Origin of the sequence: Streptomyces gobiensis, from assembly GCF_021216675.1 — a bacterium.
In the GTDB taxonomy this organism is placed as follows: Bacteria; Actinomycetota; Actinomycetes; order Streptomycetales; family Streptomycetaceae; genus Streptomyces; species Streptomyces gobiensis.
Window position 1 is genome coordinate 331,681 of the sequence record NZ_CP086120.1, and the last position, 26,414, is coordinate 358,094.

23 protein-coding genes and 1 pseudogene are annotated in these 26,414 nt (G+C 69.8%); 15 read left to right on the forward strand and 9 right to left on the reverse strand.

The features are described 5' to 3' along the window. Nucleotides 1-13: 13 nt before the first annotated feature. Together test1122_RS01620 and test1122_RS01625 are read left to right on the forward strand one after the other, a co-directional pair. Nucleotides 14-1,036 carry a phosphotransferase family protein gene (locus tag test1122_RS01620; RefSeq protein WP_232267352.1) on the forward strand — a complete coding sequence of 341 codons (1,023 nt, stop codon included), beginning with the start codon at nt 14-16 and terminating at the stop codon, nt 1,034-1,036. 7 nt (nt 1,037-1,043) lie between these two features. Continuing rightward, nucleotides 1,044-2,264, forward strand: coding sequence for an acyl-CoA dehydrogenase family protein (locus test1122_RS01625; RefSeq protein WP_232267353.1), 1,221 nt, complete (start codon nt 1,044-1,046; stop codon nt 2,262-2,264). A 76-nt stretch (nt 2,265-2,340) separates the two neighbouring features. Here the strand turns inward: test1122_RS01625 and test1122_RS01630 are convergent, their stop codons facing one another. The 3 genes from test1122_RS01630 to test1122_RS01640 are packed head-to-tail and all read right to left on the reverse strand — an operon-like array spanning nt 2,341 to nt 4,745. Continuing rightward, the gene (locus tag test1122_RS01630; RefSeq protein ID WP_232267354.1) at nt 2,341-3,324 is read right to left on the reverse strand and encodes an NADPH:quinone oxidoreductase family protein; all 984 of its coding nucleotides are present in this window, start codon (nt 3,322-3,324) and stop codon (nt 2,341-2,343) included. 48 nt (nt 3,325-3,372) lie between these two features. Beyond that, nucleotides 3,373-3,972: a TetR/AcrR family transcriptional regulator gene (locus tag test1122_RS01635; protein WP_232267355.1), complete on the reverse strand. Its 600-nt coding sequence runs from the start codon at nt 3,970-3,972 to the stop codon at nt 3,373-3,375. Beyond that, a complete protein-coding gene (locus test1122_RS01640) occupies nt 3,969-4,745 on the reverse strand; it encodes an SDR family NAD(P)-dependent oxidoreductase (protein WP_232267356.1) in 777 nt (258 codons plus the stop codon). Before test1122_RS01640 ends, test1122_RS01635 begins: the two co-directional genes overlap by 4 nt. A gap of 151 nt (nt 4,746-4,896) precedes the next feature. Here test1122_RS01640 and test1122_RS01645 point away from each other — a divergent pair. From test1122_RS01645 to test1122_RS01655, 3 genes and pseudogenes are all read left to right on the forward strand, one after another. Beyond that, nucleotides 4,897-5,322: pseudogene (locus tag test1122_RS01645) on the forward strand (hypothetical protein); the annotation flags it as partial. Between the two features lie 93 nt (nt 5,323-5,415). Continuing rightward, nucleotides 5,416-6,858, forward strand: a complete 1,443-nt coding sequence (locus test1122_RS01650) for an amidase (protein ID WP_232267358.1) — start codon at nt 5,416-5,418, stop codon at nt 6,856-6,858. A 92-nt stretch (nt 6,859-6,950) separates the two neighbouring features. Next, nucleotides 6,951-7,412 carry a MaoC family dehydratase gene (locus test1122_RS01655; protein ID WP_232267359.1) on the forward strand — a complete coding sequence of 154 codons (462 nt, stop codon included), beginning with the start codon at nt 6,951-6,953 and terminating at the stop codon, nt 7,410-7,412. On the opposite strand, the gene test1122_RS01660 is transcribed toward test1122_RS01655, so the two are convergent. Continuing rightward, complete coding sequence (locus test1122_RS01660; protein WP_232267360.1) at nt 7,393-8,019, reverse strand: TetR/AcrR family transcriptional regulator; 627 nt, start codon at nt 8,017-8,019, stop codon at nt 7,393-7,395. The two genes, test1122_RS01655 and test1122_RS01660, sit on opposite strands and share 20 nt — an antisense overlap. Before the next feature lie 67 nt (nt 8,020-8,086). Beyond that, nucleotides 8,087-9,247, reverse strand: coding sequence for an acyl-CoA dehydrogenase family protein (locus tag test1122_RS01665; protein WP_232267361.1), 1,161 nt, complete (start codon nt 9,245-9,247; stop codon nt 8,087-8,089). Nucleotides 9,248-9,306: 59 nt separating this feature from the next. Here test1122_RS01665 and test1122_RS01670 point away from each other — a divergent pair, with 59 nt between their 5' ends. Continuing rightward, a complete protein-coding gene (locus test1122_RS01670) occupies nt 9,307-9,945 on the forward strand; it encodes a TetR/AcrR family transcriptional regulator (protein WP_232267362.1) in 639 nt (212 codons plus the stop codon). Nucleotides 9,946-9,998: 53 nt separating this feature from the next. On the opposite strand, the gene test1122_RS01675 is transcribed toward test1122_RS01670, so the two are convergent. Both test1122_RS01675 and test1122_RS01680 read right to left on the reverse strand, forming a co-directional pair. Continuing rightward, complete coding sequence (locus test1122_RS01675) at nt 9,999-11,081, reverse strand: zinc-binding dehydrogenase (protein ID WP_232267363.1); 1,083 nt, start codon at nt 11,079-11,081, stop codon at nt 9,999-10,001. A gap of 11 nt (nt 11,082-11,092) precedes the next feature. Further along, complete coding sequence (locus tag test1122_RS01680) at nt 11,093-12,511, reverse strand: aldehyde dehydrogenase family protein (RefSeq protein ID WP_232267364.1); 1,419 nt, start codon at nt 12,509-12,511, stop codon at nt 11,093-11,095. Between the two features lie 350 nt (nt 12,512-12,861). On the opposite strand from test1122_RS01680, the gene test1122_RS01685 reads away from it, so the two are divergent. From test1122_RS01685 to test1122_RS01695, 3 genes are all read left to right on the forward strand, one after another. Then, nucleotides 12,862-14,202 (forward strand): NsdA family TPR-like regulatory protein, encoded by a 1,341-nt coding sequence (locus test1122_RS01685; protein ID WP_232267365.1) that lies wholly within the window; start codon nt 12,862-12,864, stop codon nt 14,200-14,202. A 129-nt stretch (nt 14,203-14,331) separates the two neighbouring features. Continuing rightward, nucleotides 14,332-15,669, forward strand: a complete 1,338-nt coding sequence (gene hmgA, locus test1122_RS01690; protein ID WP_232267366.1) for a homogentisate 1,2-dioxygenase — start codon at nt 14,332-14,334, stop codon at nt 15,667-15,669. A gap of 21 nt (nt 15,670-15,690) precedes the next feature. Further along, nucleotides 15,691-16,449: a GntR family transcriptional regulator gene (locus tag test1122_RS01695; protein WP_232267367.1), complete on the forward strand. Its 759-nt coding sequence runs from the start codon at nt 15,691-15,693 to the stop codon at nt 16,447-16,449. Nucleotides 16,450-16,497: 48 nt separating this feature from the next. On the opposite strand, the gene test1122_RS01700 is transcribed toward test1122_RS01695, so the two are convergent. Beyond that, nucleotides 16,498-16,761 (reverse strand): hypothetical protein, encoded by a 264-nt coding sequence (locus tag test1122_RS01700; protein ID WP_232267368.1) that lies wholly within the window; start codon nt 16,759-16,761, stop codon nt 16,498-16,500. 326 nt (nt 16,762-17,087) lie between these two features. Here test1122_RS01700 and test1122_RS01705 point away from each other — a divergent pair, with 326 nt between their 5' ends. The 6 genes from test1122_RS01705 (at nt 17,088) to test1122_RS01730 (ending at nt 24,991) form a co-directional block, all read left to right on the forward strand. Then, nucleotides 17,088-17,417: a hypothetical protein gene (locus test1122_RS01705; protein WP_232267369.1), complete on the forward strand. Its 330-nt coding sequence runs from the start codon at nt 17,088-17,090 to the stop codon at nt 17,415-17,417. A 1-nt stretch (nt 17,418) separates the two neighbouring features. After that, entirely contained in the window at nt 17,419-18,528 is a 1,110-nt protein-coding gene (locus test1122_RS01710; RefSeq protein WP_232267370.1) for a GNAT family N-acetyltransferase, read from the forward strand. 365 nt (nt 18,529-18,893) lie between these two features. Beyond that, nucleotides 18,894-19,688, forward strand: coding sequence for a glycosyltransferase family 2 protein (locus test1122_RS01715; RefSeq protein ID WP_232267371.1), 795 nt, complete (start codon nt 18,894-18,896; stop codon nt 19,686-19,688). Next, entirely contained in the window at nt 19,685-20,674 is a 990-nt protein-coding gene (locus test1122_RS01720; protein ID WP_232267372.1) for a glycosyltransferase family 2 protein, read from the forward strand. Before test1122_RS01715 ends, test1122_RS01720 begins: the two co-directional genes overlap by 4 nt. Further along, nucleotides 20,674-21,474 (forward strand): polysaccharide deacetylase family protein, encoded by an 801-nt coding sequence (locus test1122_RS01725; protein ID WP_422396900.1) that lies wholly within the window; start codon nt 20,674-20,676, stop codon nt 21,472-21,474. The genes test1122_RS01720 and test1122_RS01725 overlap by 1 nt, the downstream gene beginning before the upstream one ends. Continuing rightward, nucleotides 21,467-24,991: a lipopolysaccharide biosynthesis protein gene (locus tag test1122_RS01730; RefSeq protein ID WP_422396901.1), complete on the forward strand. Its 3,525-nt coding sequence runs from the start codon at nt 21,467-21,469 to the stop codon at nt 24,989-24,991. The genes test1122_RS01725 and test1122_RS01730 overlap by 8 nt, the downstream gene beginning before the upstream one ends. A 4-nt stretch (nt 24,992-24,995) precedes the next feature. On the opposite strand, the gene test1122_RS01735 is transcribed toward test1122_RS01730, so the two are convergent. Beyond that, a complete protein-coding gene (locus test1122_RS01735) occupies nt 24,996-26,390 on the reverse strand; it encodes a glycoside hydrolase family protein (protein ID WP_232267374.1) in 1,395 nt (464 codons plus the stop codon). Nucleotides 26,391-26,414 lie beyond the last annotated feature (24 nt).

Sequence of the window (26,414 nt, forward strand, 5' to 3'; positions counted from 1 at the left end):
CTGGAGGAGCACGATGAGCAAGGGCAATCCACCAGGACTCGACCTGCCGCGGCTGCGCGGTTATCTGGACCGCGAGCGGCCAGGGCTGGTCACCGGTGAGCTGAGTGCGGAGGTGATCGAGGGCGGACGGTCGAACCTCACCTACCGCGTCAGTGACGGCGCCTCTTCCTGGGTCGTACGGCGCCCGCCGCTCGGTCATGTCCTGGCCACCGCACATGACATGACCCGGGAGTACCGGGTCATCAGCGCGCTGGGGCCGACCGAGGTGCCGGTGCCGGGCACGGTGCTGCTGTGCGAGGACACAGAGGTGATCGGGGCGCCCTTCTATGTGATGGAGCTGGTGGCGGGCACCCCGTACCGCACCGCCGAAGAGCTGGCCGTGATCGGCGCGGAGCGCACCCGTAAGGTGGTGATGGCGCTGCCGGATACGCTGGTGGCACTGCACGCGGTGGACCCTGCAGCCGTGGGGCTCGGGGACTTTGGGCGGCCCGAGGGGTTTCTGGAACGGCAGCTGCGGCGCTGGGGCAAACAGCTGGACGCCTCGCGGAGCCGGGAGCTGCCGCGTATCGACGAGCTGCACACGGAGCTCGGCAAAGCACTGCCGCCCTCCCCCGCGCCCACTGTGGTCCATGGGGACTTCCGGCTGGACAATCTCCTGGTCACGGCGGATGACCGGATAGCCGCCGTGCTGGACTGGGAAATGTCCACGCTGGGCGATCCGCTGACCGACCTCGGACTGCTGGTGATGTACAGCGAACAGCGGGATATGCCGGACTCCCCCATCACCACGACCCGGGGCGCACCGGGGCATCCGGAACCGGAGGAGCTGGTGGAGCGGTACGCGGCGGGCTCCGGGCGCGATGTGTCGCGGATCCATTGGTACACCGCCTTCGCCTACTTCAAGCTCGCCGTGATATGTGAAGGCATCCACTACCGCTACACCCTCGGACAGACCGTCGGCGCGGGCTTCGACCGCATCGGCACACTGGTTCCGCTCTTCACCGACAACGGCCTCACGACTCTGCGGAAAGGCTGAGCACATCATGGAGTTCGCATTCGACGACCGTACCGAGGAACTGCGCAAGCGGCTCCACGCTTTCATGGACGAGCATGTCTATCCAGCGGAGGCGGTCGCTGATGAGCAGCGTGCCGCGCAGGAGTCACCGTGGCACACCCCGCCGATCATGGCGGAGCTCAAGGCGACCGCCCGACGGCAGGGGCTGTGGAATCTCTTCCTGCCGGACCGGACCTACGGCGCCGGGCTGACCAATCTTCAGTACGCACCGCTGGCCGAGATAACCGGCCGGAGCCCGCAGCTGGCTCCGACAGCGCTCAACTGCGCCGCGCCGGACACCGGAAATATGGAGGTGCTGACCGAGTTCGGCAGTCCGGAGCAGCGCCGGCAGTGGCTGGAGCCGCTGCTGTCCGGGGAGATCCGCTCGGCCTTCGCGATGACCGAGCCGGACGTCGCGTCCTCTGACGCGACGAATATCGAGACCCGGATCGAGCGGGACGGTGACGACTATGTCATCAGCGGACGCAAGTGGTACATATCCGGGGCGATGAACCCGGACTGCAAGATCTTCATCGTGATGGGCAAGACCGCCCCGGACGCCGAGGACCATCGCCGCCAGCAGTCCATGGTGCTGGTGCCGCGCGACACCCCCGGGCTCGAAGTGCGCCGCGCGATGCGGGTCTACGGCTACGAGGACCACTACCACGGCGGTCACGCCGAGGTGGTCTTCGACCGAGTGCGGGTGCCACAGCGCAATCTGATCGGTGAGGAAGGCGGCGGCTTCGCCATCGCGCAGGCCCGGCTTGGTCCGGGACGTATTCACCACTGCATGCGGCTGATCGGCATGGCGGAGCGGGGCATTGAGCTGATGTGCCGGCGCGCCGTGGACCGTACGGCCTTTGGCAAGCCGCTCGCCCAGCAGGGCGTGGTGCAGGAGTGGATCGCCGATGCCCGGGTGGCGGTGGAGCAGTTGCGGCTGCTGGTCCTGAAAACGGCCTGGCTGATGGACACGGTCGGCAATCGCGGTGCGCACACCGAGATCCAGGCCATCAAGATCGCGGTGCCCCGGACGGTCGTATCGATCCTTGACCGGGCGGTGCAGCTGCATGGAGCGGGCGGGGTGAGCCAGGACTTCCCGCTGGCGGAGCTGTGGGCCGGGGCCCGCACCCTGCAGCTGGCGGACGGGCCGGACGAGGTGCATCAGCGCTCCCTCGCCCGGCGCGAGCTCAAAGCACAGCTCAGTACATAGGCCGCACGGTTCTTATGGCCCTCGCCTTATGCCCCTCGTCTTATGGCCCCCGTCTTATGGCCCCCGGCGAACGGCCCTAGGGAACAACCACGACCCGGCCGGTGGTGACGCCGTCGTAGACCCGCTGCACGGCGTCACCCGCCGCGTCCAGTGCCACCCGCTCGCTGACCACCGGCTTGATGTCACCACCGGCGGCGAGCTTGGTCAGCTCTTCATGGCAGGCCCGGACCGCCACCGGATCGTGGGTGTTGTACAGCCCCCAGTGCAGACCGAGGATCGAATAGTTCTTGACCAGGGCGTGGTTGAGCCCCGGGGTGGGAATGGCGCCGCTGGCGAAGCCGACGACGACGATACGGCCCTCGAAGGCGACGCATTTGACGGACTTGGCGTAGGCGTCGCCGCCGACCGGGTCGTAGATGACATCCGCGCCCCGGCCGCCGGTGGCTTCCTTCACCGCGGCGACGAAGTCGTCCTCGCGCCGGTCGACCACCAGATCGCAGCCGGCCGCCCGGGCCACCTCGGCCTTCGCGGCCCCGCCGACCACGCCGATGACCGTGGCGCCCGCGGCCTTCCCGAGCTGTACCGCCGCGCTGCCCACTCCCCCGGCGGCGGCGTGCACCAGCAGGGTCTCCCCGGGCTGCAGCCGGGCCCGGCGGTGCAGGCCGAACCAGCTTGTCTGGTAGCCGATATGGAGTGCGGCGGCCTCCGCGTCGTCCAGTGCCCCGGGAGCGGGCAGCGCGGTGGCCGCACTCACCACCGCATGCTCGGCGAAGGCACCGCCCGGCAGCACCGGCTGGGCGATCACCCGGGCCCCGGCCTCGGCCGGTACGCCCTCGCCGGCCGCCAGCACCTCACCGCAGAGCTCCACGCCGGGTGTGAACGGCAGCGGCGGCCGGCTCTGGTACTGGCCCAGGCAGAGCAGCGCGTCGGGAAAGTTGACGTTCGCCGCGCGCACCTTCACCAGCAGTTCGCCCGGGCCCGGTGCGGGCTCGGGTATGTCCGCCGCCAGCCGCATCACATCGCGTGGTTCGCCGTTCTGATGAACGCGCCATGCCTTCATGAGGTCCTCCACCCCGGTTGTCGTCTTGCTCGGTTGATCACGGGTCGATCACGGCCGCAGTGCGCGCAGCAGCAGGTCCGCCAGATGATCGGCTACCTCCTGCGGCGAGAGCCGCCCATCAGGGCGGTACCACGCGCCGAGGTGGTGGACGGAGCCGAAGTGGTAGTCCACCACCAGTTCCGCGGGGGTGGCCGTACTGAACACCCCGGCGCGCTGGCCCTCTTCGACCAGGGCGCGGAACCGCTCGTGATAGCGGCGCCGCTCCGCCCGCACCTGCTTCTGCTTCTCCGGGCTGAGGTGGTGCATGGAGCGGAAGAAGATCCTGGTGTCGTCGAAGTTCTCGAGGGTCGTCACCACGACGTCTGCGGCCGCTTCACGCAGCCGCTGCTCGACCGGCGCGTCCGCGTCGGCGTAGGCGTCCAGCCGCTCCTGCTGCAACCGCAGCACCCTCGCGTAGACCTCATGCAGCAGATCGTCCTTGGAGCCGAAGTAGTGGTACAGCGCACCCTTGGTGACTCCGGCCGACTCAACGATTTCCTGAACGGAGGTCCGGTCGTAGCCGCGCTCGGCGAACAGCCGGGTGGCGGTGGCCAGCAGCCGCTGTGGCACCGGCAGGGACTCTGCGTCCTGATGGGCTGACTGGGTCACGGCACTTCTCCCTGTAGCTTCTCCAGCTTCTGCTGGACATGATTCATGCCGCCGAGCCAGTGATCTCTGTCAGTGGCCCGGGACACCGCGTACTCTGCGACCTCCGGGTGCGGCAGCACAAGAAAACGCCCCTCGGCCATGGCCTTGTGCAGCTCCTCGGCGACCTGCTCCGGCTCGATGGCGGTAGGGGCGAGCACCACGTCGCCAGTGGCGCCGGTGGCACGCAGCATGTCGGTACGTACGCCCTGTGGGCATATGGCGTGAACGTCGATACCACGGTGCCGGTAGGTGACCGAGAGCCATTCGGAGAAGGCCAGTGCGGCGTGCTTGGAGACGCTGTAGGGGGCGGAGCCGAACATGGTGAGCATTCCGGCCGCGGAGACGGTGGCGACAAAACGGCCCCGGCCGCGCTCCAGCCATTCGGGGATCAGCTCCCGGGCGGCGCGCACATGGGACATCACATTCACTTCCCAGGACTGCCCCCAGGCCGCGTCCTCGGCCTCTGGTCCGCCGGTCAGCGCGATCCCGGCGTTGGCGCAGTACATGTCGATCGCACCGCCGAGCGCCTCCCGGGCCTGAGGCACAATGTGAGAGGCGTCTCCGGGCACCGCGATGCCGCCGATCTCCTCGGCCACGGCACGCGCCCTGGCGGCGTCGAGGTCGTTGACGGCGACCCGGGCGCCCCGGTCAGCGAAGCTGCGGGCGAGTGCCGCCCCGATCCCGCCCCCCGCACCGGTCACCACAACGGCCGCGCCCTCCACGGTCTCCACCATCTTCGTTCCCTCTCGGTTGTCTCCACCCAAGGGTGCAGACTAACCAGTCGGTATGTTCGACCGAAAGGCTTTGACAAGGGCGGATCCAATGTGCGGTCCGGTACGTCCCATCCCTGACGACTCCGTTCCACTCCGTCGGAGGTGGGATATCTTGGCCGGTTTCAGAGCGCTTGCCGATCAGGTCCGTGACCCGGGCCGCAGCCCCTCTCAGCGCCGCCAGGCGCTGCGTAAGTGTCTGGAGCGATTCGCCCCCTATGGTCATCGCGCCACCTGGCACCATCTGTGCGCCCGCGCCGGATTCGGCCCCGACGAACGCGAACCCGACCCGGCCCGGCTGGTCGCCGCGCTGGCGGAGCTGGAGGAGGCGCGGGACGTATGGCTCGCTTACGAGCGGGACTTCGCTGAGCGCCGCAAACAGCAGAAGCACCACGGCGTCAGACAACCGACCGCCCCCGACAACTGGCACCGCCGCACCTGGGGCGGCCGGGCACTGCTTCCCCTCAATGACCCAGCCGCCGCGCCCAGCGCCCGGCTGGCGGTGGTGCTGCGCGGGCTGATCGACGCCATGGCCGCAGGCGACGACCGCGACGGGCACAGTCTTCGCGGACTGGCGGTTACTCAGTGGTAGTGCGACGATGCGGCTCATAGGTCTCGCGGAAGGCGGAGGGCGATGACGGAGCTGCACGACCTCAGCGCGTTGGAGCAAGCCCAGGCGATCCAGGCCGGGACGCTGTCACCAGTGGAACTGACCGAGCACTATCTGGACCGTATGAACCGGCTGGACGGCTCCCTGGGCGCCTTCCTCACGCCGACCCCGGAAGGCGCCCGCAAGCAGGCGGCGGCCGCGGAGAGTGAGGCAGCCGCAGCCCGCCGCGAGGGGCGTGCGCTGCCACCCCTGCACGGTGTGCCGGTCCCGGTGAAGGACCTCAATCTGGTGGCCGGGGTGCGCTGCACCTTCGGCTCCCGGGTCTACGCCGAGTATGTGCCGGAAGTGGACGACCACTTCGTCGCCCGGCTGCGGGCGGGCGGCACCATCATGACCGGCAAGACCAACACCCCCGAGTTCGGACTGCCGTGTTACACCGAGAACGAGGTCGGCCCGCCCGCGCGTACGCCCTGGGACCCGACGCGGTCCGCGGGTGGATCGAGCGGGGGCGCGGCGGCCGCGGTGGCGGCGGGGCTGGCCCCCGTCGCACAGGGCAGCGACGGCGGCGGGTCGATACGGATACCCGCCTCGGTGTGCGGGCTGTACGGCATCAAACCGAGCCGCGGCCGGGTCAGCGCGGGCCCGGTACTGCACGACATCAGCGGTCTTTCCACCTCCGGGCCGATCGCCCGCACCGTGGCGGACGCCGCCACCCTGCTGGATGTCATGGCGGGGGCCATGCCCGGCGATCCCTTCGGCGCTCCCCCGCTGCCGGCCGGCGAGAGCTTCCGGTCCTGTGCCGACCGGCCGCCGGAGCGGCTGCGTGTGGCCGTGATAACCGAACCGCCGCTGCCGGAGGCGGAGCTGCACCCGCAGTGCCGGGCGGCGGTGGACGGTGCGGCGCAGTTGCTGCGGGAACTGGGCCATGAGGTCGACGAGGTGACGCTGCCGCCCGACGAGACCCTGCCGATGGCCTTCAGCCAGGTGTGGACGGTCATGGCGAACGCCCATCCGGTGGCCGAGCGGGACGAGCCGTTGCTGATGCCGCTCACCCGGTATCTGCGGGCGGAGGGACAGCGGGTCTCGGGGCCGCAGTTCCAGCAGGCCCTCTACGCCTTCCGGGCACTGGGGCAGCTGGTCGCGGACGCACTGCTGAGCCGGGGCACACACTTTGACGTACTGCTGTCCCCCACCCTGGCCCAGCCGCCCGCCCCGGTGGGCGCGTTGCGCGATGACGACGACCCGGCGGCCGAGTTCCGCGCACTCGGCCGCTTTACGCCCTTTACTCCGCTCTTCAACGCCACCGGTCAGCCAGCGGTGAACGTACCGCTGCACTGGACGGAGGAAGGGCTGCCCATCGGCGTGATGCTGGCCGGGCGGTACGGCGAGGACGCGCTGCTCATATCGCTGTCGGCGCAGTTGGAGGAGGCCCGCCCCTGGGCCCACCGCAAGCCGCCGGTGTGGTGAACCGCTGACCGTTGACAGACACCGGGCTCCCCAGCATGCTGAGCAAGCGCTTAGTCGCGCCCTTGATCACATCTGTTCGGGAGGGACGAACCATGGCGGAACCCCGGGTCTTCGCGTCGGTTGATGAGCTGCGGTCGGCGGTCGGTGCGGAGCTGGGCCCCAGCGACTGGCTGGAGATCGACCAGAAACGGGTCGATCTCTTCGCGGATGCCACGGGGGACCACCAGTGGATCCATGTGGATGCGGAGCGGGCCAAGGACGGCCCCTTCGGCACGACCATCGCCCACGGCTATCTCACGCTCTCACTGCTGCCCGCCCTGGTCCCCCAGGTGCTGCGGGTCGAAGGCGTACGGATGGGCGTCAACTACGGGACGAACAAGGTGCGTTTCCCCGCTCCCGTGCCGGTTGGCTCCCGGGTGCGTGCCCGCGCGCGTATCTCCGACCTCGCCGAGGTGACGGGCGGAGTGCAGCTCACCACCCAGGTGACGGTCGAGCGGGAGGGCGGCGACAAACCGGTCTGTGTCGCGGAGATCGTCAGCCGGTACTACCTCTAGCGCCCACCATACGCAGGGCGAGAGTGGCGTAGAACGCGCCGATCTCGTCCGGCGTACGGCGGCCATCGGGGCTGAACCAGCGGGCCACATCGATACAGAGGGAGAGCACGGCGAGAGCCGTGCCCCGGATATCGGCCACCTCGAACTCACCGGCCGCCGCCCCGTCCGCCAGGATGGCGCGCATGACGTCTTCGGTACGCCGCCGGATCGCCGCGATCTCGGTGTAGTGCTCCGGGCCGAGGGCACCCAGCTCGTACTGCACGACCCGTGCCGTGGTGTGCTGCTCGGCGTGCCAGCGCACAAAGGCACGTACCGCGGCGGCGAGCCGGTCGGCGGCGCTGCTCTGCCCCTCGGCCGCCTCGGCCAGGATCCGTATGGAGCGCTGATGACCGACCCGGCTGATCTGGTAAAGCAGTTCTTCCTTGGTCTTGTAGTGGATATAGAGCGCGGCCGGGCTCATTCCGGCCCGGCTCGCGATATCGCGGGTGGTGGTCGCGTGGAAGCCACGCTCGGCGAAGGCCTCCACGGCGGCCAGCAGCAGCCGCCGGGCGGCATCCGGCGGCCCGCCCTTGATCTCAGGGCCCGTCTCGACTGACTCCGCTGCCATCGCTCGCTCGCTCCGCTCCGTTCGGCCGGGCGAACACCATACATCGGTGACTGAGCACTCGCTTAGGTCAGAAGGCGGTGACCCCGGTGAGTGAGCGGCCGATGAGGAGCTTGTGGATCTGGCTGGTGCCCTCGTAGAGGGTCATCACCCGGGCGTCGCGCAGCAGCTTGCCCACCGGAAACTCATCGATGTAGCCATAGCCGCCGAAGACCTGGACGGCGTTGTTGGCGGCTCTTACGGCCGCCTCGCTGGCGTAGAGCTTGGCGACCGAGGATTCGGTGGCGAAGGGGAGGCCGCGCTCGATATGGTCGGCGACCCGCCAGGTGAGCAGCCGGGCGGCCGCCACATCGACGGCTATATCCGAGATCAGCTCCTGGACGAGCTGATGCCGGGCGATGGGCTTGCCGAACTGCTCCCGCTGACCCGCGTAGCCGAGCGCCGCGTCCAGGCAGGCCTGTGCGATGCCGACACAGCCCGCCGCGACCGACATCCGGCCCTTGGCCAGCGCCGACATGGCGACCGAGAAGCCCTTGCCCTCCGGTGCGATACGGGCTGAATCCGGCACCCGGACACCGTCCAGGACCAGTTCGGCGGTGGCCTGGCCACGCAGCCCGAGCTTGCCCCGGATCTCGCGGCGGCTGAGCCCGGGGGCGTCGGTGGGGACCAGGAAGGCGGTCACACCCTGGTGGCCTGGCTCTTCGCTGCTGCGGGCGAAGAGGAGGACGACATCGGCCCATGTGCCATTGGTGATAAACATCTTGGACCCGTCGATGACCCAGTCCCCAGCGGTACCGTTGGCGCGCCGGGCCCGGGTGGCGAGGTTCGCGGCATCCGAGCCGGTGCCGGGCTCGGTGAGACCGAAGCAGCCGAGGGAACGGCCCGAGCAGAGCCGCGGCAGCCAGCGCCGCTTCTGCTCTTCGCTCCCCCAGGCGGCGATGGACTTCGCGACCAGACCGAGCGATACGGACAGCACTCCGCGCACCGCGGAGTCCCCGCGCCCCAGCTCCTCGGTGACCAGGCAGTACGCGAGGTGGTCGCCACCGGAGCCGCCGTACTCCTCGGGGATGGTCAGACCGAGGAAGCCGAGGTCGCCGAGGTGCTTGACCACGGCACGGTCAATGGACTCGGCCCGGTCCCACTCCGCGGCGTGCGGAACGATCTCGCGGTCGACGAACTCCTTGGCCAGCTGCCGGGCAGCGGCTTGCTCCTCGGAGAGTTCCAGGTCCACGGCTGCACCTCTAAATTACCAGTGCTAGTTTTCTGCTGACCAGCTCTACTATGGAGCGCATGGCCCGCCCCCGCAAGCCCCTTCTGAACCGCGAACGGATCGTCGCGACAGCACTTGTCCTGGTGGACGAGGAGGGTTTGCAGGCCGTCTCCACCCGGCGGCTCGCCGCCGAGCTCGGGGTGAGCGGGCCCTCGCTGTACAACCACTTCCGTACCAAGGACGAGATCCTGGACGCGGTCGCGGACCGCATCTGCGCGGATGTCGATCTGTCGATGTTCGAGGACGGCACGGGCTGGCGGGAAGCGCTGCTGGGCTGGGCCCGCTCCTACCGTGCGGCGCTGACCGCGCACCCGAACATCGTGCCGTATCTGGCCCAGGGGCCTGGGCGGCGCCCCAGCCAGCTGCGGATGGCTGACGCGGTCTTCGGGGCGATGACGGCGGCCGGGTGGCCGCGCGCCCAGGCCACCCATATCGGTGCGCTGATGCGCTACTTCGTCGCCGGGTCGGCGCTCGGTTCCTTCGCTCGCGGCTTTATCGATGACGCCGCTGTCTACGCGCACGACTATCCGCACCTTGGTCAGGCGCATTTGCTCGCCGAGCACCAGCAGGACGTGGACGAGGGCGCGTTCGAAACGGGCCTGCACGCCCTCCTCGACGGCCTGGCCCTGCGCCACCCCGCCACCCCGGGGCGGGGTTGAGCTCCCCTGACCCGGCGGGGTGCCCTGCTGCGGGGTGGGCCGGGGCGTCGTGCCTAGAACGTCACCAGGGCGCGGCCGCCCTTGCCCGCGAGCATGGACGTGAAAGCCTCGGGAATCCCTTCCAGCGCGATCCGGTCGGTCACCAGCGCCGCAAGGTCAAGGCACCCGGCCCGGACGTGGCCGGCCAGCACCGGCAGGTCCCGCGCCGGGTCGCAGTTGCCGTAGACGCAGCCGGACAGCGTACGGGCGAAATGGAAGATCTCCAGGGCGGAGAAGCTCACCTGCTGCTCCTTGCCGCCAATGCCGACGACCGTGGTGCGGCCACCGCGCCGGGTTGAGTTCCAGGCGGTGCGGATGGTCTCCGCCCGGCCCACGCACTCCACGGCCACATCAGCGCCGTGGCCACCGGTGAGCTTGCGGATCTCCTTGGCGGTCGTCTCGGCGGCGAGCAGGAACTCGGTGGCTCCGGCCGCCCGGGCCATCTCCTCCTTCTCCGGTGAGACATCGACAGCGATGAGCTGTCCGGCACCGGCGATACGGGCCGACTGGAGCACCGCGAGGCCAACCCCGCCCACGCCGAAGACGGCGACGGACTCGCCCGTACGGACCCGGGCGCAGTGGTGGACGGCGCCGTAGCCGGTCAGAACCGCGCAGCCGAGCAGCGCGGCATCGGCGACCGGGACGCCGTCGGGCAAGGGCAGCACCGCACGCTCGGGGACGACGGTCTCCTCGGCGAAGGCGGCGGCGCTCAGCCCCGGGTAGAGCTCCTGGCCACCCGTGGTGCGGGCGTACGGCACCGTGGTCGCCGCATTGGCGTGCTGGCAGAGCCAGGGCTCGCTCAGCGCCGCGCAGAAGTGGCACTGCCCACAGGAGGGCGCCCAGTTGAGGATGACGGCGGCCCCCGGCACCACCGAGGTGACCCCCTCGCCCACAGCGGCGACGGTACCCGCCCCCTCATGGCCGAGGACGGCGGGGACAGGCTGGCGCAGGGTGCCGTTCGACAGGGACAGATCGGAGTGGCAGACCCCGGCGGCGGCGAGCCGGACCCGTACCTGGCCCGGTCCGGGCTCGGGCAGGTCTATCTCGGCGATCTCCAGCGGGGCGTTGACGGCGGTCAGGACGGCGGCGCGGACCACGACGGGCTCCTCTACAGCTGCAGGGACTTGGTCTGGAGGTACTCGGCGAGGCCATGGCGGCCCAGCTCCCGGCCAACGCCGGAGCGCTTGTAACCGCCGAAGGGAGCCAGCGGGTTGAAACGGCCGCCGTTGATATCGACCTGGCCGGTCTGCAGCCGCCGGGCGAAGGCGATGGCCTCCTCCTCGTCCTCGGACCAGACGGCGCCCGCGAGACCGTAGACCGTGCCATTGGCGATACGGAGGGCGTCCTCGGTGTCCTCGTAGGCGAGGATGGAGAGCACCGGACCGAAGATCTCCTCTTGGGCGATGGTCATGTCCGGGGTGACATCCGCGAAGACGGTGGGCTGCACATACCAGCCTCGCTCACATCCTTCCGGCGCCTCGGGGCCACCCGCGACAAGGGTCGCGCCCTCTTTGGCGCCCTGAGCGATATAACCGGTCACCCGCTGACGCTGACCGGCGCTGACGACGGGGCCGATACGGGTCCGCTCATCCCGTGGATCGCCCGGGATGTACTTCGCGGCGGCGGCCGCCGCCAGCTCCACGGCCTCGTCATAGCGGTCAGCGCTGACCAGCATCCGGGTCCAGGCACTGCACGTCTGACCGGAGTTGGCCATCACATTCGCGACGCCTGCCTTCACCGCCCTGGTGAGATCGGCACCCGGCAGAATGACATTGGCGGATTTACCACCGAGCTCAAGGGCGACCGGCCTGACCGCACCGCCCGCGGCGGCTCCGATCCGCTGCCCGACGGCGGTCGAACCGGTGAAGGAGACCAGGTCCACATCCGGATGGACGGCAAGAGCCTCCCCCGCTACCGGACCAAGACCGGTGACGAGGTTGAACACCCCGGCTGGCATACCCGCCTCATGCACCACCTCGGCGAAGAGCTGGGCCACCAGCGGGGTGTCCTCGGCGGGCTTGAGCACCAGGGTGCAGCCTGCGGCCAGGGCGGGAGCGACCTTGGCGACGATCTGGTGCAGCGGATAGTTCCAGGGCGTGATGGCGCCGACCACACCGACCGGTTCGTGGAGTACCCGGGAGTTGCCGATCTGTTCCTCGAAGGTGTATTCGCGTGTGAGCCCGGCGTAAGAACCGGCCACGGCGATCGGCAGATCGGCGTGCACGGCCTGGGCGAAGGCCAGCGGTGCGCCGAGCTCGGCGGTGACGGTCCCGGCGATCTCCGCCCGGCGGGCGGCGAGCCCGTTCCGCAGCGCGCCGATCCGGGCGGCGCGCTCGGCGGGGTCGGCAGCGGCCCAGCCGGGCAGCGCGGCGCGGGCGGCCCGTACCGCGGCGTCCACGTCCTCGGGGGTGCCTGCGGGGACCTGGTCCAGGAGCTCTTCAGTGGCCGGGTTGCGGACTTCGATGGCCGAGGCGCCGATAGCGGGGCGCCAGGCTCCGTCGATGTACATAGCGTCATGTGCCTGCATGCCCCCAAACTAGCGGCGCTAGTTTGGGGTGTCAGTAGGTGGCCGCCGACGCGGTCGCACAGATGGCCGGATACTGCGGTGACCCGCGCTCGGCCCCGGGTGCGCCGCGCGGCGGATTGTAGTAGGCGGGACGGGGGACGATGCCTGACAGCGAATTGGGAAGCGACCATGGCATATGCGAAAGGATCATTCATGCTCTGACCATCGGACGCCCCCGGACCAGCCGCCACCGGAGTACGGCTGTCCCTACCGGGGGCTACACCGTATGTGTGATGCCGAGGCATATGCACCGCCATGCGTGCCCCCGTACGCCCCTGCCGTAACAGGCCAGGCCATGAGAACAAGGGATCATGACCAACCTGCGCAGGCCCAACCTCCGGCTCCGGGCGCTCCTGAGCGAGGCCGACTGGACCCAGGAAGCGCTGGCCCGCGCGGTGAACTGCCTGGGCGCCGAGATCGGCACCGACCTCCGTTACGACCGTACCGCCGTAGCCCACTGGCTCGCCGGGACCCAGCCCCGGCGTCCCGTGCCCCAGCTCATCGCCGAAGCCCTGTCCCGCCGTATCGGGCGGGCCGTCACCCCGCAGGCCGCCGGATTCCGCGCCGCCCCCGTCGATCCGCCCTCCCGGGACCCGGTCACCGGCTTCACCACGCTGTGCCGCTCGGACTCCGACCCCGCACGCCGGGTGCCGCTGCAGCAGCGGCCCTATCGAGTGGCCGACGCCGCCGTGCCGGCCCTGCCGCCCGCTCTTCGCCCGAGCCGGGCACATCCGCCCCCGGGCCGCACCCGTCCTCAGTCCCGGCAGACGCTGGCGCTCCATGACGCCGCTCGCTTCTTCGCCGCCTCCATCGACGCGCATGGCGGACGCAACGCCCGTTCCGCGCTCGCCGCCTATCTCGCCGATGATGTCTCCCCATTGCTGCACCAGCCGCGTGCGGCCCCGGAACAACGGGAACTGCTGATCGCGGCCAGCAGACTCTCCTTTCTGCTGGCCCGGATGTATGAGGACGGCCTGCTGCATGGGCTTGCCCAGCACTACTACACCTACGCCCACCGGCTGGCCCATGAGTCCGGCGACCGCGCCGCCTGGGCCGTGGTGGTACGGGCCATGAGCGCCCAGGCGCAGCGGCTGGGCCACCTCACGGCCGCCCGGAATCTCGCCGAGGCGGCCGCGGTGGCGGTGGCGACGGCGCCGCCCGCGCCGCGCTCCTATGTCTACGCGCAGCTCGCCGTGGCCCGTGCGCGGACCGGTGACCGCCGGGGTTCGCTGGAGGCGATGACCGCGGCGGAACGGTATGCCGGACGGACGGCAGACGCGGCCGGCCCCTTCGACACCTATCCGGCCGCCGCGCTCTCCTATCAGACCTCAGCCGCCCTGGAGGCGCTCGGCGACCTTCCCGCCGCCCTGGCCGCCCTGCGCCGCTCGGTCATCGAACGCCCCGCGGCCGATCTGCGGGGACGCGCCCTCACGCAGGCGCGCTTCGGCCATCTGCTGCTGGGGGCCGGACGGCTGGATGAGGCATGCGCCGCCTGGCGCGGCTTTCTGGACGGCTACGGTCTGCTCCGCTCCGGTGACGCCGAACGCGCTCTGCAGGAGATACGGCGTGCGCTGCGGCCGTACCGCAACCGCCAGACAGCCGCTGAGCTGCTGCACCGTTCGCTTCCGCGTACGGTGCCCAGCACGCTGTGAGGCCGGAGCCAGGCACCCACCGGTAACACCCGTCAGTACGAACTCTCGCGATGCGGAAGGTGTTGCACCGGGGCTCCCACATTCCTATGGTCAACAATAGGAATCCATCTGTGGTGGGAGTGGCGAGATATGAGCGGCGACGAGCGGGCACGTAAGACGGCGGAGAGGCTCACCTACTCCTCCGGTTTCGGCAATGAGCACAGCAGCGAGGCCGTACCGGGCGCACTGCCGATCGGACGGAACTCGCCGCAGCGAGCACCGCTGGGGCTGTACGCGGAGCAGCTGAGCGGTACGGCCTTCACCGAGCCCCGGGCGCATAACCGGCGCTCATGGCTCTACCGGATCCGCCCCTCGGCCGCGCACCCGAAGTTCGTACGGCTGGACGCCCCATCGGACAACAGCCGTCTGCACACCGCACCCTTCTCCGAGGTGCCCGACCCGAACCGGCTGCGCTGGAGCCCACTGCCCGATCCGGTCGAGCCCACCGACTTCCTCGCCGGTCTGTGGACGCTGGGCGGCAACGGCGACGTCACTCAGCGCACCGGGATGGCGATTCATCTCTATGCCGCCAATGCCTCGATGACCGACCGGGTGTTCAGCGATGCCGATGGTGAGCTCCTGATCGTGCCCGAGCGCGGCGGTCTGCTGCTGCGCACCGAGTTCGGGATGCTGCATATTGAACCGGGCTATATCGCACTGATTCCGCGTGGGGTGCGATTCCGGGCCGAACTGCTGGACGGGACAGCGCGCGGCTATGTCTGTGAAAACTACGGACAGCCCTTCACCCTGCCCGAGCTGGGGCCGATCGGCGCCAATGGTCTGGCAGCCGCCCGGGACTTCCTGGCGCCGACCGCCGCCTACGAGGAGGTTGAGGGGCCCGTCGAGGTGGTGAACAAGTTCTGTGGCCGCCTCTGGTCGGCCACCTATGACCACTCGCCGCTGGATGTGGTCGCCTGGCACGGCAACCATGTGCCCTACCGCTACGACCTGCGGCGCTTCAATGTGCTGGGCTCCATCAGCTATGACCACCCGGATCCCTCGATCTTCACCGTGCTGACCTCGCCCTCGGACACCCCGGGGCTGGCGAGCGTTGACCTCGTGGTCTTCGCGCCACGCTGGCTGGTCGGCGAGAACACCTTCCGGCCGCCGTACTTCCACCGGAATGTGATGAGCGAGTACATGGGCCTGATCGAGGGCGCTTATGACGCCAAGACCGCCGGCCCAGGGGGCTTTGTGCCGGGTGGTGGCTCGCTGCACAACATGATGTCCGCGCACGGACCGGACCGGGAAACCTTCGACAGGGCCAGCGCCGCCGAGCTCAAGCCGCAGAAGGTCGATGACGGACTTGCCTTCATGTTCGAGACCCGCTGGCCGGTGACGGCCACCTCGCAGGCGCTGACCGCTGGACACCTGCAGCGGGACTACGACGATGTGTGGCAGGGTCTGGAGCGGAACTTCCGTTCGTAACATGAGTTGACCGGAGGCACATTGACCGTCTTTGCTCCTGATTCGCTGGAACTCAACCGTAAGCTCCCGCTCTGGTATCAGATCTCGCAGTCACTGCGGGCCTCGATACTGGGTCGCTCCCCCGAGTCGCCGCTGCGGCTTCCGACCGAGGATGCCCTGGCGGAGCACTACGGGGTAAGTGTGCTGACCATGCGGCAGGCGCTCAAGGAGCTGGAGACGGAGGGGCTGATCAGCCGGCACCGCCGCCGGGGCACCTTTATCGAGCCAGATGTCCGGCGCGGCAGGCCGGTACGGCTGCTGGGCTCGGTCGACGCGATCGTGGCCCAGCAGTCCGGTGAACACACCACACTGCTGGGCCATGGACCGGCGCCGGTGCCGACGGAGCTGGGCGAGTACTTCCCGGGGATCGGCGAGGCGATGTCGTACCGCCGACTGCGCCGGGAACAGCCGGACGGGGAGCCGACGAACTGGGCGGAGAATCTGATCCACCCGGAGATAGCCGCACGGATCGACCCCGGAGCGCTGGAGCGGATGCCGATGACCAAGGTGCTGCGGGACGAGGTGGGGGTGCGGATCAGCCGGATCACCGACACCGTAGAGGCCCGGCTGGCGGACCCCGAGACGGCCAAACTGCTCGAGGTGCCGCTGCTGAGCCCGATTCTGCACTACACGGGAGTGACATACGACGAAGGCGGCCGGGCCGTGGATGTGGTGCGCATTCACTACCGCGGCGACCGCTTCTCCTTCTCGGTGACCGTGGAGAACGTCACCGACGACTGACTGCCAGGGCCGCACGGACCGTCCCCCGGCCCGGGCGGCGCCCCATGCTCAGCCGCGACCACCGAAGAGCGAGCGACGCAGGCGCCGCAGCGGAGCGAACAGCCAGACCCTGGCACCCCGGCTGGCCCGGGTGCGCCTGGCATCACGCGTCGTCAGCTCACGCATCAGCGTCGTCGCCTCCTCCGTCTCGCCCTGGGGCACAGCGGGGCCACCGATCACGCTCAAGTGCCGGTCGAGACGCGAACTGTTCGCACTCGTCCCGCAGTTGATCGCAGGCACCCGTGGCCTGCCGCGCACTGTTATCTGTTCCATGACACTCCCCACCCGTACGAGGGCACCCAGCCCGGGCAGCGTAACCCTATCGCCCGGCTCTGACACGTATGTATCCCGGTCACAGGATTCACCTGCCCCACAAGGCGGTTGACGAACACCCCGCACCACTGGCAGCACCCGCTTCCGGCCACGGTGGCCGCGCCCTTGACGGCTGCGTAATCGGGGGGTCACATTGTGAAGCCTGACATCCGGCGCTTCGGGGGGCAAAGTCGCCAATGCAGAGCGTTCAGAAGCAGACCGTTCAGAAACAGCGCAGCGGCCGGGCGAGAGCTGGCGCTCAGGGATTCGGTTCTTCACCGGCCCTGGTGGCAGGCGCCGCCGTGGGGGTGGCCGGGGCAGGCGCGGTGCTGGCGCTGGCCGACCTCAACTCACCCTTACGGGCACCGCTGACTCTCTTCTTCCTACTGGTGGCGCCCGGTGCGGCCATCGCCGCGGCGTTGCCCGGTGTGGACCCGCTCAGCCGTGCCGTGGTGGCGCTGCTCGGCTCGGTCACGGTCAATCTGCTGGTCGCTCAGGTGCTGATCGCGACGCAGAACTGGTCGGTGCGCGGCGGGGTGGCCGCCATCGCCGTGCTCAGCTCGCTGTCGCTGCTGGTCCCGCTGCTGCGCCATCAATCCGACCACGAGAGACGGTGATATGGACATCCAGGTGTGCAGACCGGGCGAGCTGAGCGCCGCGGACCGAACGGCCTGGACCGCGATGCAGTCGGCATCACCTCCTGATGGCGCACCGCGGCTGGCCAACCCTTTTCTGTCCCCCGAGTTCACGCTCGCCGTCGGACACTGCCGACGCGATGTGCGGGTGGCGGTGGTGCGGGAGTCCGGGGCGGCCGGTGCCGAGCCGGTGGCCTTCTTCCCGTTCCAGCGCACCGCGCTGGGGGTGGGCCGGGCGGTGGGCCTGGGAGTCTCCGACTGCCAGGGGGTCGTGCACCGGCCGGGCTTCACCTGGGATGCCCGTCAGCTGCTGCGCGCCTGCGGTCTGACGGTATGGGAGTTCGACCACCTCGCCGACGGGCAGGGGCCGTTTGAGGCGGGGGCGACCGGTGCGTACGCGTCGCCGGTGATCGATGTGGACCAGGGATATGACGCCTTCCTGGCCGGGCTGCGGGTGCGGTCGCCGAAGTTCACCCGGACCACGCTGGCCAAGGAGCGCAAGCTGGGCCGGGACATCGGCGCGGTGCGCTACGTACACGATGAGCGTGATCCGCGGCTGCTGCGCACCCTGATGGCGTGGAAGTCCGCTCAGTACCGCCGCACCGGGCGCAGCGACCGCTTCGCCCGCCCATGGATCGTGGAACTCGCCGAGCGGCTGTTCCACTCCCGCTCCGACTCCTTCGCCGGGCTGCTCTCGGTGCTCTACGCCGATGGGCGGCCGGTCGCCGCCCACTTCGGGCTGCGCTCACCCCGGGTGCTGGCCTGCTGGTTCCCTGTCTACGATCCGGCGTTCGCGAAGTTCTCGCCGGGTCTGGTGCTGCATCTGCGGATGGTCGAGGGGGCCGCCGCGGAGGGGATGGCCCATCTCGATCTGGGGCGCGGCGCGAAGGAGTACAAGGACTCCCTCAAGACCCGGGAGCTGACGGTCTTCGAGGGCTGGATAACGCGCCGCCACCCGGTGGCGCTCGGGCACCGTGCGCGCCGTGCGCCGGTGCGCGCCCTGCGCAATGCAGTGGTGAACCGACCGCATTTGTTCGGTCCGGCTGACCATCTTTTAAAGCGGATGGGCGCAATTCGATCGGGAGGTGACTGAACAGCAGCATTCTGCGCATTTACGAGCCTCCGCCCACGCATTTCCCATAGACTCCTAATCGTCAAATCGTCGTACTTCACCCCCGCTACGGTTCCTCGGCAAACGGCTCCAGGGGAGGGGTCCAACAGTCGCGAGGACGCCGTGGCGGGGCGCGGTAGGGGGGTGCCGTACTCGACACGTATCCGTGCCGGGTCCGGGCCGCGCGGCCAGTGACACATGCCAGCTCATCTGGTCCGCACAGCAGCCTCGTATGCGTTTGTCATGCGCTGCTCTGTTATGGACGGGTGAGAACCCCCCTTTCGAACCGGACAACCGCTCGGACCATCCCTAGCCGGTGGTCCACCGGACGAGAGGGCCCATCACTCATGACTACCTCTGCACGGCCGTTGACCGAGCAGTCGGCGACGGAATACCGCCCAGTCACCTCGCACCTGGCCATTACACCGCCGGTGAGTGTCGTCATCCCGGCGATGAACGAGGCCGAGAATCTTCCCTACGTCTTCAAGTCACTGCCTGAGTGGATCCATGAAGTGGTCCTCGTCGATGGCAACTCCACCGATGACACGGTCGCCGTGGCGCGTGAGCTACGGCCCGATGTGGTGGTGGTACCACAGCGCGGCAAAGGCAAGGGCGATGCGCTCATCAGCGGCTTCTCCGCATGTACCGGTGAGATCATCGTCATGGTGGACGCGGACGGCTCGGCCGATGGGGCTGAGATCGTCAGCTATGTCTCCGCCCTGGTCGGCGGCGCGGACTTCGCCAAGGGGTCGCGCTTCGCCAATGGCGGCGGCACCGACGACATGACGCCGGTGCGCAAGCTCGGCAACCGGGTGCTGACGTCCATCGTCAATGCCAAGTTCGGGGCCCGTTATACGGACCTGTGCTACGGCTACAACGCGTTCTGGCGGCACTGCCTCGACAAAATCGCACTGGACTGCGAAGGGTTCGAGGTGGAGACGCTGATGAACATCCGCGTCGTCAAGGCCGGGCTGCGAGTCCAGGAAATACCCAGCCATGAGTTCGAGCGGATCCATGGTGCCAGCAATCTGCGTGCCATCCGTGACGGCTTCCGGGTGCTGTCGGTGATTCTGCGTGAGCGTGGACGCCGACGCCGGATCCGCCGCGCGCCACGGCCCGCGCTCCTCGGGGAGGGCCGGTGACCGAGGAGCACATATCGGTAGTGATCTGCGTCTACACCGAGGACCGCTGGGGCGACATCCTCGCCGCGGTGGACTCGGTGCGGGCGCAGTCGCTGCCCGCCCTGGAGACGCTGCTCGTCGTCGATCACCATCCGACGCTGCTGGAGCGGCTGGCCAGGGAGTACAAGGAAGTCGAGGAGGTGCGGGTGCTCGCCAACGCGGGCCCCCGCGGCCTCTCGGCCGGGCGCAATACCGGCATCGCCGAGTCATCCGGTGACATCATCGCGTTCCTGGATGATGACGCGGTCGCCGAGCGGGACTGGCTGCGCTGCTTCGCGGCGGCCTATGACGACCCCGCGGTCATGGCTGTCGGGGGCCGTACCGAGCCGGTGTGGGCCTCGGGACGCCGACCGTCCTGGTTCCCGGAGGAGTTCGACTGGGCGGTGGGCTGCACCTACCGGGGCATGCCGCCGGGCCGGATCCGGGTACGCAATGTACTCGGCGGCAACTCCTCCTTCCGGCGGGCCGCGTTCATCACCGCGGGCGGGTTCGCCAGCGGTATCGGGCGGAATGGCGACCGGCTTCCGCTGGGCTGTGAGGAGACCGAGCTGTGCATCCGGCTCACCCGGGTACGTCCGGACGCGGTGCTCCTGATCGATGACCGGGCGGTGATCCACCACAAGGTGCCCGCCACCCGTGAGCGGTTCGGCTATCTGCGGACCCGGTCCTATGCCGAAGGGCTCTCCAAGGCGCTGGTCGCCCGCAGCGTCGGCGCCCGGGCCGGGCTGGCGACGGAACGGCGCTACACCACCCGGGTGGTGCCCGCCGGGGTGGCGCGCGCACTGCGCGACGTCCTGCTGGCCCGCCCCGGCGGCGCGGGCCGGGCGTGCGCCATCGTGACGGGTATGGCCGCTGCCGCGGCGGGCTACGCCCTGGGCACCCTGCGTGCCCGGCACGGCGGGGCACGCTTCACGGTGGCCCCGGTCGTAAGGGATGAGGGAACGTGATGAACCATCCGGTACCCATACTGATGTACCACGCCATAGCGCACTGTCCGGCCCACGCCACCTACGCCCTGTCCGTGTCCCCCATCGCCTTCGCGGAACAGCTGGGGATGCTCGCCGACCGTGGCCATACCTCCCTGACCACCGCGGAGCTGGCACGGCTGTGGCGCACGGGTGGATCACTGCCCCGGCGGCCCGTGCTGATCACCTTTGATGACGGTTATGAGGGCGTGCACCAGCACGCCCTTCCCGTCCTCGCCCGGTACGGTTTCAGCGCCACGCTGTTTGTCTCCACTGGATGGCTGCGTGGGCCGTATGACACCGGTGGCGCGCCGGACACCATGCTGGACTGGGACCAGCTGCGCGAGCTGGCCACCAGTGGGGTGGAGATCGGCGGGCACAGCCACAGCCATCCACAGCTCGACCAGCTCAGTGACCCGGTGCTGCGCCATGAGGTTGTCCACTGCCGGGAGCTGCTCGCCGGGGAGCTGGGCCGGGCCCCGGTGTCATTCGCCTATCCGTACGGCTATTCCAGCAGACGGGTGCGGGAGGCCGTACGGTCGGCTGGGTTCAGCCAGTCCTTCGCGGTCGGCAACGCGCTGGCCGACCGGCGGCGGCAGAGCCCGTACGCACTCAGCCGGCTGACCGTGCGCCGGTCCACGGGGATGGTGGAGTTCGCGCAACTGATCGAAGGGCGGTCGGTCAGCCGTATCTTTGCCCGGGACCGGGCACTCACCAAGGGGTACGCCGTCCTACGCGGGACACATCGAGCACTTCGGAAGGCGCAGCGGATACGTGTCTGACACCACGACCACGTCCGAGGCCGAGGCCGGGGCCGGAGCCGGGACCGACGCCGGGGCCGAGGAGCTGGTCACCGGTGGGCCGGCACCCGCCGACGGGGGCAACCGCGGCAGTCCGCTGTTCCGCAACGCCTATGCGCTGATGCTGAATACCGGCATCAGCGCCCTGCTGGGTCTGGGGTACTGGTTCGTCGCCGCCCGGTACTACTCGGATGAGGCGGTCGGGCAGGGTTCGGCCGCCATCGCCGTGATGAAGTTCCTCGCCGGGCTCACCGCGGTGACCCTCATCGGGGCGCTGGCCCGTTTCATTCCCACCGCGGGCCACACCACGCGTGGGCTCATACTGCGTACCTATGCGGCCAGTTCCCTGCTGGTGGCGCTGGCCTCGGTGGGCTTCCTGCTCACCCTCGATCTGTGGGGGCCGTCCTTCGGCTTGCTGCGTGGCTGGCTGCCGGGACTCGGTTTTGTCGCGGCCGTGGTCGCCTGGTCGCTGCTGACCCTGCAGGACGGGGTGCTGACCGGGCTGCGCAGCGCCACCTGGGTGCCGGTGGGCAACACCGTCTTCTCCACCGCCAAGCTGGGGCTGCTGGTGGTACTGGCCGCGGCCGTTCCCACCGCCGGGGTCTTTGTCTCCTGGGCGGCGGCCATCGCCCTGTCGGTGCTGCCGCTGGGCTGGCTGGTCTTCCGCCGGCTGATCCCCCGGCACACCCTGGCCACCCAAGGCAGCGCCCAGCCCGCCTCCTACCGGGAGATGGGCCGCTTTCTGGCCGGGGACTACACCGGCGCGCTGTTCTCCCTGGCGGTTGTCTATCTGGTGCCGGTGCTGGTCGCCACGCAGGTCAGCGCCGTGGACAACGCGTACTTCTACATCACCATCACCATCGCGGGCACGGTCAATCTGCTCGCCATCAATATGGGCGCCTCGCTCACGGTCGAGGGCTCCCATGACCCGGCCCAGCTGGCCGCCAACTGCCGTGCGGCGCTGCGCCGGATGGCCCGGATCATGCTGCCGGTCTGCGCGTTACTGTTTGTCTTCGCCCCCCAGATCATGGCCGTCTTCGGCCCCGGCTACGCCCAGGCCGCCACCCCGCTGCTGCGCTGGTACGCGGTGGGAGCGCTGCTGCGCGTGGTCATCGAGGTCTACTACGCGGTGCTGCGCGCCCAGAGCCGTACCTCCGGACTCGCCTATATGCAGGGGCTGTTGTGCGTTCTGGTGCTCGGCCTGACCGTGGTCCTGCTGCCGGTGCTGGGGATGACCGGTGCGGGTATCGCGGAGGTCTGCAGTCTGGGGCTGGTCGCGGCGGTGGCCGTCTATAAGCTCCATGGTGTGCTGAGGGGTTCGGGCCGTGGGCCGCGTACGGGCCGGGACGCGCAGGCGTCCGTTCCGCCGGACGGCGACCTCGCGGATCTCGCGGTGGGCGGAAGTACGGCGACCTTCGCCTCCGCCCGGCCGGCCGAGCCCCGCGCCCCAGCGGCAGAGCCCGCCGCCGGGTGGCGGAACCGGCCGCGCCTCCCGGTTGCCGGTCTCTGGGCGCTGCTGGCCATCGCGCTGGCGCTCTACTGGATCCCGCTGCGGGGCATGGGCGACACCGAGCTGGACGCCATGGGCGGACTCGGGCTGGTCTCGGTGCTGCCGGCCGCGACGCTGCTGGGGGCCGCGCTGCTGGTGGTCTGCTTCGCCGGGGCACTGCGGCTCGGCCGGCCACCACGTGCGCTGCTCACCGCGGTGCTGCTGCTGACCGTTGTCTCGCTGCACGCGGTGCCCGCCGTGCTGGAGACCGAGCCACGGTTCGCCACCGCCTGGCAGCATCTTGGCTTCCTCGACTACATCGACCGCACCGGCGTGACCGCACCGGAGCTGGACGCCCGGTGGAGCTGGCCGGGCTTCTTCGCGGCGGCGGCCTTTATCGCCCAGGCGTGCGGAGTGCAGGACCTCTCCGAGGTGATCCGCTGGTGGCCGCTGACCGTCCAGTTGCTGTTTCTGGCGCCGCTGGCGGTGCTACTGCGGGCGGTACGGGCGAGCTGGCGGGCGAAATGGTGCGCGGCCTGGTTCTTCGTGCTGTGCGGCTGGGTGGGACAGGACTACTTCTCTCCGCAGGGCTTCACCTATCTGCTCTACCTGTGCTTCGCGGCCATACTGCTGGTCTGGTTCCGGCCATCGGGCGAGGGCGGCGGGGCCGGGGACGTCGGCAGGCGCACCAGTGGCGAGGCCCCGGTGCCCGGGCTGCCGCCCGCTACCCGGGCGGCGCTGCTTGTGGTGCTGCTCGCGCTGTTCACCGCCTCGGTCGCCGGGCACCAGCTGACGCCGTTCGTCATGCTGGGCGTGCTGACCGTGCTCGTCCTGGTGCGCCGCTGTGTGCTGCGGGGGCTGCCGCTGCTCTGCGTGGTGCTGGTCGCGGTATGGATCGGCTTCCTCGCCGAGCCGTACTGGTCGGGGCATTTCGATGAGCTCTTCGGCGGGCTCGGCGGGCTCGGCGACAATGTGTCCTCCTCGGTCTCCGGCCGGATCGAGGGCGGCAGCGACACCCACAAGCTGGTCCTCTACGTCAGGGTGGCGCTGGCGGGCTCCACCCTGGCGCTCGCCGCCTGGGGGTTGCTGCGCCGGCGGCGGGCCGGTGTATCGGACCGTGCCCTGCTGGTGCTGACCGCGGTGCCGTTCCTCGCCTTCGGTCTGCAGTCCTACGGCGGCGAGATGGCCTTGCGGGTCTTCCTGTTCGCCGTGCCGGGCGCCTGTGTGCTGGCCGCCCTCGGCTTCTTCCCGCATCCCGCCGGGCGGCCGCGCCGTGTCCGGCCATGGGCCGCGCCGGGGGCCGCTCTGCTGGCCGGGCTGATCCTGATGGGCGGCTTCCTCATCGCCCGCTGGGGCAATGAGCCCTTCGAGCGGGTGCGGCCCGGCGAGGTCGCGGCGATGGAGTACATCTATGAGCACGACAAGCCGACCGCGCGGCTGCTGTGGCTGAGCAGCGACCCGGAGGTCAACGTCACTCCCGCGCTGCCCTGGGGCTCCCGCGATATGGAGCGGGTGTGGTACGAGCCGGTGCTGGCACCACGCGATCCGGACCGGCTGGACCGGGTCGTCGAACGGCTCCGGGAGGCCGGGCCGAACTCGTATCTGCTCATCAGCCATGGCCAGTCCACGTATCTGGAGCTCGATGCCGGCTACGCCCCCGGCTGGGAGCGGCGGATGCGCGAGGGCCTCGCTGAGCGGCCCGAGCTGCGGCAGTCCCTGGCCAATGAGCATGCCGCGCTGTACGAACTGCGGGATCCGCCCGGGTCGGCGGTGCCCCCGGCCGCTGCTGGTCCGGCCGGGCCACGGATCACCTGGACCACTGAGACGGTGATCGGTGCGCTGGGCGCGGTGGTGCTGATCCTGCTGCTGGCCACCCGGGAGCTGGTGCGGGTGCTGGCGCCGCCGGGCGTCCGGCGGGAGGCCTGGTTGCAGAGCACGCTGTGGTTCGCACTGCCGCTGATGTTCCTGGTGCTGGCCTCGCTGGCACAGCGGCTATGGACCCTCTCGTAGCGACTCAGCGCCTCAGCCAGCGCACCTCATAGCCCGTCAGCTCGATGCTCTGGCCGTCCACCGTCACCTGGACGGGCCGGTCGTGGGGGTTGACGACCAGGATGGCCTCCGCGCTGGCGAGCAGACGCACCCGGTCATCCCCGGAGACCGGCACCCGCTCATGGCGGGTGCCGGGCGGGAAGGCCTCGCCGAAGCGGCTGAGCAGCTCCAGTATGGGCAGCTTGCGGCCGCCGTCGGGGAGGTGGGTGCTGCGCCACAGACAGCCCGCGCACTCCTCGCCCTTGCGCTGCGGGTTCCAGTAGAACCCGGTTCCCGCCCCGCCCCGGGCCATGGCGATCATCCCGGTGGCGTGCACCGCCAGCCGGTGCCGCTCGCTCCAGCCGTCCCGCTGGTCGTTCTCATCGCTCAGCTCGACGTACCACTCGGCCCACCACAGCGGCAGCCCGGTCTCCTTTCGCACCCAGCGGCTGGCAGCGGTGAACTTCTCGGTCGCGGCGAACTCATCGGGCAGCAGCCGCTGGTCCTTGGTGTAGCTGGCGCCGTCGATAACGACGAAGTCGGCGCCGCGCTTGTGCTGATTCCAGTACGTCACGGCGTCCAGCGCCCGCTGGTCGATGCTGCCCCAGTCACCGCTGACCGCCGAAGCGTGATCGCTGTCCGCCGAGGCGACGCTGTCCATGACGACATAGGGGCCACCGACCAGGTTGTCCTCGCGGACCCGCTTCAGCTCGTCGTACACAAGGTTGTACAGCTCGGTGTAGCCCTCGTAGTCCCAGCGCTTCTTACGGTCGTCGAAGAAGCCCTTGAACTCATTCCAGACGATGAAGTGCCGTACATCGGGATACCGCTCGGCGACTTTGCCCGCGAGCCGGGCGAAGTCCTTGTAGTGCGCGCGGCTGGGCGCGGTTTCCAGCTTGCTCCAGTCGGTGGTTCCTTCGCTGCCGCCCTTCATCCAGTCGGGCGCACAGCACAGGGTGATGACCGGGGTGCCGCCGGTCCGCCGCACCAGCTCGATACGGCTGTCCAGCGCGGTGAAGTCATAGCGGCCCGGTGATGGTTCCGGATTGTCCGCGCCCCAGCCCATGATGTGCTGATTCTGTGGCAGTGACCGCTGGGACAGCGCGTCGGCCGCCCGCTCACGGGCCTGCTTCTCCCCCTCGTCCGCGCTCAGCTGGGTGTGGGTGAAGCCCCAGCCCAGCTCCGGGCGGGGTGGTGCGCCGGGCATCCGGGGTGTGCCGTACACCTCGCCCGGACCCCTGCTGTCGTCCCGCCAGCCGCCCGACGGGAACCCGCACATGGACAGCAGTAAAGCGAGCGCCACCACCCCCGCCCCGATCAGACCGGCCAGCCGCCAGCGCTCGACCCGCATTACCGCACACTCCCCCGTGTGACGTCCCATCACCTCAGCGTATCCGTCCGGCGA

Bases quoted from the DNA above. Each gene is read 5' to 3' on its own strand.
- test1122_RS01620 (WP_232267352.1), top strand. From the start codon at position 14: ATGAGCAAGGGCAATCCACCAGGACTCGACCTGCCGCGGCTGCGCGGT.
- test1122_RS01625 (WP_232267353.1), top strand. From the start codon at position 1,044: ATGGAGTTCGCATTCGACGACCGTACCGAGGAACTGCGCAAGCGGCTC.
- test1122_RS01630 (WP_232267354.1), bottom strand. From the start codon at position 3,324: ATGAAGGCATGGCGCGTTCATCAGAACGGCGAACCACGCGATGTGATG.
- test1122_RS01640 (WP_232267356.1), bottom strand. From the start codon at position 4,745: ATGGTGGAGACCGTGGAGGGCGCGGCCGTTGTGGTGACCGGTGCGGGG.
- test1122_RS01650 (WP_232267358.1), top strand. From the start codon at position 5,416: ATGACGGAGCTGCACGACCTCAGCGCGTTGGAGCAAGCCCAGGCGATC.
- test1122_RS01655 (WP_232267359.1), top strand. From the start codon at position 6,951: ATGGCGGAACCCCGGGTCTTCGCGTCGGTTGATGAGCTGCGGTCGGCG.
- test1122_RS01660 (WP_232267360.1), bottom strand. From the start codon at position 8,019: ATGGCAGCGGAGTCAGTCGAGACGGGCCCTGAGATCAAGGGCGGGCCG.
- test1122_RS01670 (WP_232267362.1), top strand. From the start codon at position 9,307: ATGGCCCGCCCCCGCAAGCCCCTTCTGAACCGCGAACGGATCGTCGCG.
- test1122_RS01680 (WP_232267364.1), bottom strand. From the start codon at position 12,511: ATGCAGGCACATGACGCTATGTACATCGACGGAGCCTGGCGCCCCGCT.
- test1122_RS01685 (WP_232267365.1), top strand. From the start codon at position 12,862: ATGACCAACCTGCGCAGGCCCAACCTCCGGCTCCGGGCGCTCCTGAGC.
- hmgA (WP_232267366.1), top strand. From the start codon at position 14,332: ATGAGCGGCGACGAGCGGGCACGTAAGACGGCGGAGAGGCTCACCTAC.
- test1122_RS01700 (WP_232267368.1), bottom strand. From the start codon at position 16,761: ATGGAACAGATAACAGTGCGCGGCAGGCCACGGGTGCCTGCGATCAAC.
- test1122_RS01710 (WP_232267370.1), top strand. From the start codon at position 17,419: ATGGACATCCAGGTGTGCAGACCGGGCGAGCTGAGCGCCGCGGACCGA.
- test1122_RS01715 (WP_232267371.1), top strand. From the start codon at position 18,894: ATGACTACCTCTGCACGGCCGTTGACCGAGCAGTCGGCGACGGAATAC.
- test1122_RS01725 (WP_422396900.1), top strand. From the start codon at position 20,674: ATGAACCATCCGGTACCCATACTGATGTACCACGCCATAGCGCACTGT.
- test1122_RS01735 (WP_232267374.1), bottom strand. From the start codon at position 26,390: ATGGGACGTCACACGGGGGAGTGTGCGGTAATGCGGGTCGAGCGCTGG.